This is a genomic window from Agrobacterium sp. DKPNP3, assembly GCF_052686535.1.
The window spans coordinates 71340-83999 of the sequence record NZ_JBQYSN010000005.1; the positions used below are offsets into that span (position 1 = coordinate 71340).

Annotated in this window: 8 protein-coding genes; 1 reads left to right on the forward strand and 7 read right to left on the reverse strand. The window is 58.2% G+C overall.

The window, feature by feature from the left end; all coding sequences use genetic code 11:
* Positions 1-7: 7 nt before the first annotated feature.
* From ACUTJJ_RS02770 to ACUTJJ_RS02785, 4 genes are all read right to left on the reverse strand, one after another.
* Entirely contained in the window at positions 8-1702 is a 1695-nt protein-coding gene (locus ACUTJJ_RS02770) for an adenylate/guanylate cyclase domain-containing protein (protein WP_445541219.1), read from the reverse strand.
* 209 nt (positions 1703-1911) lie between these two features.
* A complete protein-coding gene (locus ACUTJJ_RS02775) occupies positions 1912-2772 on the reverse strand; it encodes an MBL fold metallo-hydrolase (protein WP_144579231.1) in 861 nt (286 codons plus the stop codon).
* 190 nt (positions 2773-2962) lie between these two features.
* Complete coding sequence (locus ACUTJJ_RS02780) at positions 2963-3418, reverse strand: cyclic nucleotide-binding domain-containing protein (RefSeq protein WP_063948480.1); 456 nt, start codon at positions 3416-3418, stop codon at positions 2963-2965.
* A gap of 43 nt (positions 3419-3461) precedes the next feature.
* Positions 3462-6179 carry an ABC transporter transmembrane domain-containing protein gene (locus ACUTJJ_RS02785; protein WP_445541220.1) on the reverse strand — a complete coding sequence of 906 codons (2718 nt, stop codon included), beginning with the start codon at positions 6177-6179 and terminating at the stop codon, positions 3462-3464.
* A gap of 341 nt (positions 6180-6520) precedes the next feature.
* On the opposite strand from ACUTJJ_RS02785, the gene ACUTJJ_RS02790 reads away from it, so the two are divergent.
* The gene (locus ACUTJJ_RS02790; protein ID WP_445541221.1) at positions 6521-8341 is read left to right on the forward strand and encodes an alpha/beta fold hydrolase; all 1821 of its coding nucleotides are present in this window, start codon (positions 6521-6523) and stop codon (positions 8339-8341) included.
* Here the strand turns inward: ACUTJJ_RS02790 and ACUTJJ_RS02795 are convergent.
* Genes ACUTJJ_RS02795 through ACUTJJ_RS02805 form a run of 3 tightly spaced genes read right to left on the reverse strand, consistent with a single transcriptional unit; the run spans position 8309 to position 12660 of the window.
* A complete protein-coding gene (locus ACUTJJ_RS02795; RefSeq protein WP_445541222.1) occupies positions 8309-10765 on the reverse strand; it encodes a beta-mannosidase in 2457 nt (818 codons plus the stop codon). The two genes, ACUTJJ_RS02790 and ACUTJJ_RS02795, sit on opposite strands and share 33 nt — an antisense overlap.
* Entirely contained in the window at positions 10762-11745 is a 984-nt protein-coding gene (locus tag ACUTJJ_RS02800; protein ID WP_445541223.1) for a DUF1839 family protein, read from the reverse strand. The genes ACUTJJ_RS02795 and ACUTJJ_RS02800 overlap by 4 nt, the downstream gene beginning before the upstream one ends.
* A 6-nt stretch (positions 11746-11751) precedes the next feature.
* Entirely contained in the window at positions 11752-12660 is a 909-nt protein-coding gene (locus tag ACUTJJ_RS02805; protein ID WP_063948434.1) for an amino acid--[acyl-carrier-protein] ligase, read from the reverse strand.

Consider the following 12660-nt stretch of genomic DNA (forward strand, 5'->3'; position numbering starts at 1 on the left):
CGCTATTTCATAGATAGCGTTGGCTCTCTTCTGCAGAAAGCAGGAAGACCTCCATCTGCGAATTACGGCCACGAATGACGATCTGTTCGCTTCTGAGATCGGCAATCGGCTGCCCCGCCTGAATGATGGCAGGTTCGGAAACCACGATGGCGGCGCCGAATTCCTTGGCTTTGGATTCGAGCCGGCTTGCAACATTGACGGTATCGCCGATGGCGGTCAGCGTTTTTGCCGCACCGTATCCCATGACGCCGACGATGGTCGGGCCCGAATGAATGCCGACCACCACGTCCAGCCGGACGGAAAATTGCTTTTCTAGCCCCTCGTTAAGCGTTGCTATATCGCGTAAAATGGTTGCGGCCGCCTTCATGACATCGCGACAGCCATTCTCCGCATCGTCACCCAGTCCGAAGAGCGCCATGGCGCCGTCGCCGATAAATTTGTCCAGATGGCCGCCCGCATGTTCGACGGCCTGGCCGACGATGGTGAAATAGCGGTTGAGCAGGAAGACGACGTCATAAGGAAGCTTTGCTTCGGATAGCGTTGTAAAGTTTCTGAGATCGCAGAAGAGGATGGCTATTTCCTCTTCGCGGCCAGGCCTGGCCGGCTGGGCATCTGCCGGCAGGTCGCTTTGCTGGGGCGGTGAGACCAGAAGTGCGATATCCAGATCTTTGGTCGGGCGCAGCTGGCAGCCCAGCCGCACATCGGAATCGGCATGAATGCGCCGTAACGTTGTCTGTTCGATATCGCCGGGCGGGGGAAGCGGCCCATTGCTATGCAAAACCTTGACGCGACAGGTCGAGCACCGTCCCTTGCCGCCGCAGACGGAGTAGTGCGGGATGCCCGCAAGCCGGCTCGCTTCGAGAATACTGAACCCCGCCGGAACGCGCGCCTGCGCGCCATGTTCGTAGTTGATGCCGATGGCGGTCAATCGTTGGCGAAAACTGCGCACCCCACGCAACATGAAGACGAGGAGAACAGCGCCGGCGAAAACCGCTTCTATTGTGCCTGCGACGAAACTGATCCGGGTCTCCATCTCCCGCTGCAGCGGCAGTTCGTCTCTTTGGATGGTGCTGTCCATCAGCCCAGGTGGAAGAGCATATTTCTGATCTATTTCCTGAAGCCAGCGGCCGGCATCACTGAAGCCCAGGAGCGCCAGAAGCGGCAGCATGACCGCCACGGTCATGAAAAGGCCGGCGATGCGCGGATACCAGTCCCGGTACCGCAGCCAGAAATAAAGGCCGATACATCCGTGGACCCAGATGACAACCAAGGCGAGGCTTTGCCAGGCGCCGCCCATGGGATTGTTGATCCAGAGCCGCCGCACCACCGAATAATAGCCGACATCGATGCCATACATCATATGCGACACGCGGATGTTGACCGCGTGGCTGATGATCAGGAATGGGATCGAAAGGCCAAAGACGATCTGCAGCGCTTCCCGTAGCGGCATGCGCAGTGTCTGTCGCAGGTAGAGCGAACGCAACACGAGACAGACGTGAACCAGAACCGAACCGTAAAACAGCAGGCTGCTGACAGGGTTGAGCCAGATCAGGCTGAACCATTTGCGCGCGCGCTCAGCAGTGTCGATCGAGATGAGCGCGAGGGAGTGGTTGAAAAGATGGGAGAAAACGAAAGAAAATATGATGAGGCCGGAGAGGATCCGGGCACGTCTCAAATTGGTTTCTGAAAAGAAACGGATCATGCAAGTCCCGTCAGATAGCCTTCACGGCATGGAATCAAAATGCAGTATGATGTGGTGGCCCCTTAATGCGGGCCGCCTCGTGGCAATATCGTGGAGCAATCGATCGCATGCGGTCAATTGTGCGTGTTCGATCGCACGCTCCAATGAAGCTACTTCATAGGCGCCGGGAAAACTATCGCGCCGGCGACAGCCATATCAGATTGGCTCGCTTAGATGTCGATAATCTGGCCATCCATGGCGGCAAACGCACCGCTGAACTCGGCTTTCGCCAGTTTGACGATAGTATCCAGTTCCTCGTCGCTGCGGCTGGGCGCGTGGTGGATGAAGCCGACATTCTTGGCATCGGCAAGTTTGGCAAGACGGATCGCCTGTTGCCAGGAAGAGTGGCCATAACCGCGGTAAAGACCCATTTCCTCATCTGTAAACATGGCGTCGTAGAGAAAGAGATCGACGTCCCTGATCAGTTCGAGCACGTTTTCGTCGATTTGTCCCGGCTCATGCTCCGTATCGGTGATGATGGCCAGCGACTTTCCTTCCCAGTCCAGACGGTACCCAACGGCGTTGCCGGGATGATTGAGCATGCCGGTTCTGATCGAGAGTCCGGGATGAACATCGAGCACATCGCCCGGCAGGAAGTCCCGCGTCGCCATCTTCGCGCAGCAAATCTCCAGTGGGACCGGGAACCAGGGGGGGCTCATGAAGTCTTTGAGCATTTCCCTCGTCGTCATGGAGCCGCAGAGGTGGCCCGACCAGATGGCAACGTCATTGGCGCTGTTATAGAAGGGTTTAAAATAGGGAAAGCCGACGATGTGATCGTAGTGACAGTGGGAAAAGAAGAGATTGACGTCGGTGACGCCTTCGGCGCGCAGGGCAAGACCCGCCGGATGAAGGCCCGAACCCGCATCGAACAACAGAACGTGATCACCGCATCTCACCTCGATGCAGATGGTATTCCCGCCGTATTTTCGGAAGTTTTCACCTGAAACGGGAAGCGTTCCCCGCGCACCCCAGATCTTTACCCGAAAATTCCTATTACTTTCCCGACGTGTTGTGTCGGAATTGAACGCCATGGCACACCCCAATAACAACGGAAACTTGCACGCTTTCCTCCCATGAAGCCCGTTGTCTCTATAGATTCTTATATCCGCCCTCGTTGGAGCGGCCGCCTTTCCCCTTATTCAGTCAGCATTTCATTTATATTGCAATAGTACGACATTTATTTTTCCAATGTCGCCGCGTCCGGTAGCACAGATATGCCATTCATGTTTTGGAGGTGGTACGCGCTTTGCTGAGTTCTGCCGTGGTCTGGGTGAGGCGTTCGGCAAGGACGCGCATGACCTTGATCGTGATATCGGGGAAGTCCGACATCAGTTTGAAGAACTGCTCCTTGCCGATGCGCAGGGCTTCCACATTGGTGGAGGCACGAATGGTCGCCGTTCTGACGCTGTCGCACAGGATGGCGATTTCGCCGACGATGGCGTTTCCCGTCATTTCGGCGACCTTCAGGGTGCCAGACGGGGAATCGACCAAGACATCCACCTTGCCGGTAAGAAGAACATAGGCGGCATCGCCCACATCACCCTGGCGGAACAGTGTATCGCCAGCGTGATAGGAGACCCGGTCTGATGCGAATGCCAGCAGCTTGAGTTTCGATGGCTCCATTTCCGAAAAAAACGGAACCCGCTTCAGCATCTGAATTTCGTCTTTAAACAGCATTGTCTTACCCTGTTCCTGTTCCACCTCGGCCACATTGTTTACGTTATGTCGCGACCATTTCCTTGAATGTACCGTTTTCCTCGGTCAAAGTCTCGAAACTTCCGTCAGCCGTTATCGACCCCTGGTGCACAACTATGATCCGCTCGAACAGGCGCGACAGATGCGCGTTCGACAGAACCCAGATGATCGCCGGATTATTGTTGTTCTGTTTCAGGAGTGTGATGACGCGTTCGACGATTTCTTCCTGCTGTCTTGGGTCGAGCCCCGGGAGAGGGCGGTTGAAGACGTAGTAGTCGGATTTGCGGATAAGCGCCCTTGCAAGGTTGAGCTTCTGGCGCTGGAGTGGTCCGAGCCGCTTGCCACCGGCGCCGAGGTTGAAATCGAGACCCACGGCCAGCACCCGCTCGTAAACGCCCTGCTTGCGCATCACATCGGCCACGATCCGGGTGATGCGGCGCGAGGCGTCGGTGTAACGGTGGCTGACCTTGCCGAAGAGGATGTTGTCCAGAAGGCTGGTCGCGCTCATGTATTTGGTTGGATCGTAGATTTCGATCACGTTTTTCAAGCTGTCGGGCAGGTTCTCATGGAACATGTGCCGGACCTCGACTATCCTGTTCATGATCTCAGGCGTCAGAAGACCAAAACGCTGGCGAGGTTCGATGTAGAAGAAGCTGAGCCGCAGCATCGCCCGTTTTTCGTTTTCATTGGCCTCGTCGAAACTGCGGCTCTGAAGACGTTGCAGCATCTGCTGATAGACCGGAATGTCATCCGGCGTCATGAAGGTCAGCTGCTGGAAGAACGGGTGGTCTCCCGGCAGGTCGGCGAAGATTTCCACGATGTTTTCCGCGATTGTGTACCCCATTTCGAACAGGGTTTTGACGAGCCCCGTTTCACGCATCAGCGAGCGGAAATAATCGCTTTCGATAACGGTCCTGATGGATTGCGACGAGTCGCGCATGGTGCCGAACAGCAGGTTTTCACCGACCGTCGCCTCGCTATTGTAGCTCTCCAGTTCGAAGGGAGCGATAAGGCCGCTCAGGTTTTCCTTTTCCAGTTCGGCACGCAGCACATGCCGCAGCTCCACGATACGGGCGGCAAGATGCAGGTCCGTCAGAGGATCGATCGAGGAGCGCAGGGCAAACTCCAGAATATCCTGGGAGAGTTCGACGCTGTCGAGTACGTCTAGAATGGCCTGGATCAGATTTTCCGGGCGGCCGTCGCCTGCGGGGCTAGAGGCGTAGTCGATCCATTCACTGTTGATGTCGATCAGCGGATTTCCCGCCATCTTCGCCTCACGGATTTCCCACTTGCGGTGTTCCAGTGCGGCGCCCTCATACTCCTTGTCCGAAAGAGGCGCGTGTTTCAGGCCGTAAAGCAGATTATCCTTCAGGCTGGCGTGGAAGAAATAGCTGTCCGACGACACGTAGGAAATCCGTCGCCCCGTCAGCGATTCCGGCAGTTCCAGGATGTCGACGTCATTGAGGCTGATCTTGCCCGATATCGGCCAGAGCGTGCGGCCGATCGCATCCGCAAGCGCCTCGGCTCCGGACCCGCCGACGATCGCGATCACCTCGCCCGGTTCGATCTTCAGCGAAGCCTGCTCCAGAAGGCGGCTGCCGCTATCGTCTTCCAGCGTCAGATTGGCGACGACGAGCGGTGCGCTGATGGCCGCGACGGCGCCCGGCGAGAGTTTCTGCACCTTCTCGTCGATCATGTTCGGCGCATCGAACTGTTCGAAGACCTGCTCGTATTTCACCTGCACGTCCTGCCGGGCCTGATCCCAGTCGATCAGCTCCTTCAGAGGGCCGGGAAGTTCCTTATAGGCATTAATGACGGCGACGAGCTGGCCGACGTCGAGGCTGCCTTTGAGGGTGAGATAGCCTCCGAGCGCATAGAAGAAAAAGGGGGTAAGCTGGGCAAGGAAGTTATTGATGAACTTGACCAGAAACTTCCACTGGTAGAGATCGTAGCGGATCTTGAAGATATCGCCGAGGCGATGGGAAGCATCCGCGCGCTCGTAGTTGGACGTGTCATATGCATGGATCGTGCCGATACCGTCAACCATTTCGCCGATACGTCCGGCAAGCTGACGCGCACTCAGCTGCCGCTGGCGGCCGAGTTCGATCAGGCGGCGGCGCATTTTCGGAATGATGCCGACCTGGATCGCCGCCATGAAAGCTGCGATCAGGCCCAGCCAGAAGTTCTGGACGAGGATGAAGAACAGCGCGGACAGCGCCTGACCGCCGAGAAGCGCCGGCTGGACGAAGGCGTCGCCGGTAAAGCCGCCGAGCGGCTCCACCTCGTCCTTCACCATGCTGGAGATTTCCGCTCCCTTGACCCGCTTGAAGTGGGAGGGCGGGAACCGCAAAATCTTGTCGATGAGCTCAAAGCGGATACGCCGCAAAAGCCGTTCACCAAGCCGGCCCTTGTAGGTGTTGATGTAATATTTGAAGAGGCCGTTGATAATGACAAGCGCAAGGAACGTGAGGCTGAGCGCCATCAACATCGACATGCGGTTGAGCTCAAGGCCCGGAAACAAGGTCACGGTGCCCCAATAGGGAATATCCACCGTGAGATGCATGAAGAGCTGCGTTGCATTCGCGCCTTCGAACCCGTCGCCCTGAATAGGACCATTAACGATCTGTTTGGGCAGGTCGAATGCCAGGAAATAGGGGATCATGGACAGGGCCACGATCAGCAGAATAAAAAGCTGCTGCCGCTTTGTGTGCGACCAGATATAACGCGTAAGGCTTTGTTCCATGTAAAACTTCTATGACCTGTCGGGCGAGGCCCGGCGTGTTGGTTTGCGCGGTGTCTAGACGATCCGGTGGCGGGGGGCGCAACCTCCTCCTGCAAATGGGAATGAGACTCGCTATTTATCAGCATATTCAAGCGGTTTCGAGCAAAATAGCGGAACTGGCGTGACTTCTGTGCCTTCCTGCGTTTGCTTTTGCAACATGCGGGCGTAGGCGATATAAATGAGACTGTATTTTTAGATTTCGCTAATATTGTTGTTTTTATTGTAGAACAGGCACTGTGATGCTCCGATATGATGATCCCGTAACGGTTGAGCCGGACACTGGCGCAACGATGGCAAGGTCGATGGCGATAGATATTTCAGAGCATGCAGGCAGCGACCGTTCTTTCGATTCATTGTTGCTTTCGGGCGACGCTGCGAATGGGGCGGTTGCGCATCCCGTGTCCTTTGGCGGGCTGACCGGAATTTTTCATCCCGCCCCCGGGGATGTGAGACAGGACCATGCTGTTCTTTTCGTCAGTCCCTGGGGTATGGAGGAGCTGTGCAGCCGCAAGTTTCAGCGTGTTCTGGCCGAGAGGCTGTCGGCGCGCGGCGTTGCAAGCCTGCGCTTCGACTATCTTGGCGCGGGTGATGCCCTTGATCCTGACGATGCGGGCCGCGCGGCCGACTGGATTGCAGACGCGCGCGCGGCGCTAACTCATCTGAAACGCGTTTCGGGATGCGCCAAGGTCGTGGTTGTGGCGCAGGGACTAGGCTGCCTGATCGCGTCAGAGGCGTTTGCCACCTCGGCCGACGTAAGCGCGATGGCGCTTTTGGGACCCGTCGTTTCCGGCCGCGCGTATCTGCGTGAGGTGGCGATGTGGTCATCCATGATCGATGACGGTTTGGGTCTTTTGCCTCAGCAACGAATGACCGACGCCGGCTCAATCGCCGGCATGGTTATGCCCCTGGGTGTAGCGGATGCGATCAGGAAGACCAATCTTTCCAACCTGACCACCGCTCCGGCAGGTGCACTTCTGGTCCTTTCGCGACCCGGTCGTGTGACCGATGCGGATTTCGCAAGGCATCTTCAGGCTATCGGCGGTTCGGTGGAGGAGGCCGCTTTTGCAGGCTACGACGATCTTGTCTCAAGCCCGACGCTTTCAAAAATATCTGGCGATGTGGTGAACCGGCTGGTGAACTGGATTCTGTCCCAGACCCATGTTTCGAGCACTTTCCAAGTCGGTGAAGACATCGTGCTCAATGCGCCACAAGTCGGTCGGGGTTTCATCGAGCAACCGGTACAATTTTGCGAAGGCGGTCGACTCTTCGGCGTCTTTTGCGGGCCTGAAAATGGCGAAGCGGTATCCTCGGTTCTCCTGCTTGGCGCTGCTTATGATCGCCACGCGGGGTGGGGCAGGCTCTCCGTGCAGATGGCCCGCGCCCTCGCGACGGAGGGTGTGGCATCGCTTCGCTTCGACGCGGCCAATATTGCTGACAGCCCTCCCGTCAAAAACGTGCCCGAGCAGGTTCTTTACGATGTCGCGCAGAATGACGATGTGTCTGCCGCGCTCGATTTTCTCAGCAAGCGGTCCAATGGGCCGATCATTGCGGCGGGACGGTGCAGCGGTGCTTATCTCGCCTTCAACGGCGCGATTGCCGATGACCGGATCAGCGCTGTGGTAGCCGTCAATCCGGTTGTTTTCCATTGGCGCAAGGGCCGCTCTGTGGACGAGGCGCTGCATAAGCGGCCCCGGTCCTTTGGGGAATACAGCCAGCGTTTTCGACAGGGTGCGACGTTCAAGCGCCTCATCAGCGGCGACGTCGACGTGGTGAGCGCCGGGCTGAACATCGTCAAGGCGACGCTCAAGCGGCTTTCGACAAAAACCGCGAGGCTTTTCCGCCGGGGCAGCGAGGAAGGGCGCGCCGTTTATGGTGCTTTCGACAGATTGAAAGCGAACAATACCGCCGTTCATCTGCTCTACAGCGAAAACGATGACGGTCTTGAGCACTTCCAGTATTATTTCGATGCCGATGGCAGGGGGCTGTCCGTCTATCAGAATGTATCGCTGACGATCATTCCCGACGCTGACCACAACCTGTCGACGCCAGAAGCCAAGGCAACGTTCATTGATGCGGTGAGGCGGCTCGCCCTAGAAGGAAAACCGGCGGCTGGAGCCCAGTGACATCACCTCTCCTGATGGAGGGCTTCCGACTGTCGCTATATCCGGCACGAGGCCTATTCTTCTGGTTTCGCCCGGGGCGAGGTGGAACCAGTTTTCGCTGGCGTGGTAACCGTCCGCCGCAATGTGGACGGATTGCGCCAGCCGGTCTGCGCCGATGTCGATGTGCCAGCTGCCGCTCGTCTCACGGAGCGTGACCTGAATGTTTGCGGCATGCAGCGCCTTCTTGCGGCCGAGCGGAAAATGGAATGCATCGGCAAGGATCTGTCCGGTCGCGACATCGCGAAGTCTGGCAACCGTGACGTCATGGGACGGCGGGCCGAAGCGATAGGCATAGGTCGTGTCGAAGAAGGCGCCGAACAGGTCGGTCGCAGCAATGGTCTGGCTCTGTCGCGGTCGCAGCGTAATTGATCGCTTGGCATGAACGACGGGCTGATTGCCGTCCCGCAGGCAGGTGAGTTCGAGCATGGCCTCGACGGCCTTGCCGGTCTCGTTGATGAGTTGAATATCGAGCCCATTGGTGCCTTCATCGAGCAGATTGACCTGAATGGGGCGAAATGCCCTTTTCAGGGCGTGCCACACCGACTTCGGCCTGCCCGAGGCATCGATGATGCCCCAGCCCGCACCGGGAACGAGGTCCTGCAATGTCCAGACCAGAGCGCCCTGACAGGAGGAACCGCTGCGCCGCCATTCGGCGAAAGTCGCCTCCATGACCTCTGCCGTCGCGGCCCGGGACATGTCGAGATAAAGGCCGCCGTCTTCGCGGCGCAGGACATCAGGTTCAACGTCATAAAGCAGCTTCAGATAGTGATCGCGGACATCCTCGAAATCCCAGGAGGCGCCACGGTCGCGCGGTGTGCGGGCCTTCCACCGTGGATCATGCACGGCGACGCCGGGAAGATATCTGTCCAACGTCTGCTGTTCAGGGATGTTGGAGAAGGCGAGACATTCGCCGGCAAAGCGCAGATTTGCCCGGCGGGCATCTTCCAGCGGCCGGCAATATGCGCCGACGCCGTAATAGTGGCCAACGCCCGCATTGGGGAAGAAAGGCAATGCACCGCCGGAGGGCGAGTTTGCAACATAGGCTGCGTCCGGCCGTTTTTCTGCGAGGAGGCTTGGCAGCACGTCCTCGGTCAGCATTCCCTTCCATATCTGTTCCGGCAGGCCGAGCATCGCGCCCTGCTGATATATTTCACTGCCGCCGCAGAAAACGGCAAGCGATGGGGAAAGTGCGGTGGCTTCCAGGAACTGCGCGATTTCCGTGACGATATGCTGGCGCAGGCTCTCGTCTTTTGCCGGATAGTCGAAATTGGCGAGCATCGCATCCTGCCAGACCATGATGCCGAGTTCGTCGCAAAGCGCAAAAAATTCCGGCGTCTCATAGGCCATGGTTCCGCCGATGCGGATCATGTTCATGCCTGCCTCGGCTGCTTTCCTGAGCCAGGGCTCGTAATCCTGCTTCGTGCCGGGGAGGCGTACAATATCGGCCGTCGTCCAGACCGCGCCTCGGCAGAAGATGGGTTGACCGTTCACCTTCAGGCCAAAACCATTGCCGTCTTCGCCCCGATCGACTTCGATCTGCCGGAAACCGGTTCGGCCGAGATGATGTTGTGCGCCATCCAGCTCGACAATAACGTCATGCAAAGCCGGTTGGGTGTGAGTGTGCGGCCACCAACGTTCGACCTCTGGCAGCCGCAGTTCCCCCGAAAGTTTGCCGCTTTCGTCCGCAGAGAGATCGACGCTGCAACCGGCGCAGACGAGCTTTGCCGTTTCTATCGGGCGTTGCGTTTGCAGTGTGATGCGGATAATTCCCGTTCCATCGCCCTGGAGCGAAGACTGGAGCGATGAGAGTACGGCGTTCTGCCGTATCAGGCTGATGGGCCGCCACGGACCGGCGGCGTGGATTTCCGGGCACCAGCCAGGCATGTAACCCAGCGCGGTGGTGCGGACCAGCCGCAACCCTTGGCTATTCATCATCTGCGGCCGCCAGCGGGCGCGGGGACCGGTTTTCTCGAGCCGTGGGGCAAGCGCCCGGAAGCAGATCGCAAGCTCGTCGGCGCCTGTCAGTTCGACGGGCACTTCCAGCCTTTCGAACATGCTTTGGCCAGCGGCAATCAACTCACCGTTCAGGAAGATTTCAGCGATGGTGGAAAGACCATCGAAGCGCAGGGTGGCCCGTTCACGGGCGCCTGAAATCATCGTCAGCCGATACCAGGCATCCCTGTCATTGAGGGGATGTGGAGCAAGGCGGTCGAATTTTCCGGCCGTTTCCAAGGCTTGCGCCACGGTCCCTGGAACGGAGACATGAAGGCCTTCGATCGAGGCGGGAATATCGGATGGGGTCTCAAAGGCATCGGCCGATGTCAGCGTCAGCGTCCAGCCCTCGCTCAGCAGCTCTTCGCTTTCGCCCGGCAGGTAAATCCTCACGCTGCCTCGCTGGCATCGGTCAGTTTTTTGCCAAGGCATTCCATCAGGCCATCCCAGGCATCGGCGGCCGGATCGAGCACTGAAGCCAGCGCATCGAACTTGCGGCGCGTGACGGCGCGCGCGAGCTGGAACTGCACGGTCTTGGCGACTTCGGCTATGCGCAGGGCGTGGTCCCTCGCTGCTGCATAGTCGTCCTTATCCAGCCACTCGAGATGGCTTGCCAACAATTCGAAATTGGCGCCAAGCTGGCGCAGCGTGTTGAAGGCATATTTGTGGAAAAAACCGAAAGGCCGGTCGGCGACCTTTTCAACCTGGGTCGGAAATACCTTTGCGAATGCCCTTACCGGATTGGTCGAGGGCCGCCTTGTGAAATGAAAATTCAGCAGCCGTTGGGCAGTCTTTCGACTATGCGCCGGCGAAGGATTATTGTCCGCGAATTTGGCAAATTCCGTATAGGGCAGGAAGGGCGGGTCCGTCTCCGTGAGATGATGCTGGAACAACCCGTCGAAGTCTTCGCCAGAGAGGTGGAAGAAGCCGGCATTGTGGAAATAGTCCAGCTCCCGCTTGTCGAGATCAAGCCGGTTGATGGCGATGGTGGTCTTGCCGTGTTCTTTCCGGTAGCCCACTCCATGGGTGTCGGGCATGTAGAAGCTGTCCATCTCGATGAGGCAGATGCGGCCGCGTTCCAGTTGCGCCTCGATGTGGTTTTCCACTGTGTCGAAGATCGCAAGCTCGGTGGCGCGGACGCCATAAAGCGCCTCCAGATCCTCCAACGGCACCTTGAAAAAGGTGAACTGGTCGCCTTCGAAATCCTGCGTCAGGGTGAACCCGAACATGGCTTCCGGGGCCAAGCCCTTCGAGGCCAGCACCTCGATCCACAAATCGATGTAGCAATTGGTCTCCGGCCACATTCTCTCGGAGGAATGGAGTGGATGCTGCACATAGTTTTTTGGATCGAGACCGGGAAAAATCTGCCGCATGAATGATCAGCCCCAGAGCGTTTCCCGGACAGGCGCAGGCCATGCCTTCACGTCCAGGCCGTGATGGGCAAACAGTGCAAGCGCGATGCGCTCAAGCCCGAAGCCGACGCAGGCAGTATGCGCGACCTCGCCGTTTGCGAGATTGAGGCCCCATTTCTGGCCGAAGGCATCCTGATGGTAATTGAAGCTCATGCAGGCCGTCGGGTTGGTCGTTGATGTCACGGGGATCAGCAGTTCGAATTTCAGGTTCTGGTCGCGCTGGTTGTTGGCGAGCATCTTGCCGGCGCGGCCGAAGAAGGGATCGTTGGCAATATCGATGGTGACCTCAAGGCCGACCGCTTTCATCATCTCCACGCCGCGATCCATCCAGGTCTGGCGGAATTCGGTGACGTTCGCCTCGGTGCCCATGCAAACATATTCGCGCATGCGGAAAAGCTGCTGGCGCGCGGGGTCTCTGGAGGGCTCGTGGCGGAAGCAATAGGACTGGATGTCATAGAGACCGCCGCCGGCGGGAAGCGCGCCGCGCTTGGCGATTGTCGGGTAAAGCGGATAGCAGGCTGCTGGCGTCAGCACGATGTCGGTTGCTTTCTGGTCCTTGGTCCAATCGCCTCCCTCATCCATGGTTTTCAGCAGGCTGACATGATCCAGTTCGCAGCCGCAGAAGGAATGGACCGTGCCGGCAAGCTGCGGGAAGCTCTTCATGTAACCGCTTTTTTCGAAGTAAGCGCGGTTGATGCCGGGCGGAAAACGGATGGCCTCGGCACCGTCGGCACCACCGGTTCGGTCGATCAGCCGCTCGAATGCGGCAATGACGTCCTCAAACTGGCCACTGCGGCCATAAAGACCATCCACACCCGTTTCAATCAGCAGGCCTTCTTCGAACAGTCGATCGAGGAACGATGTTTGCATGTCCAT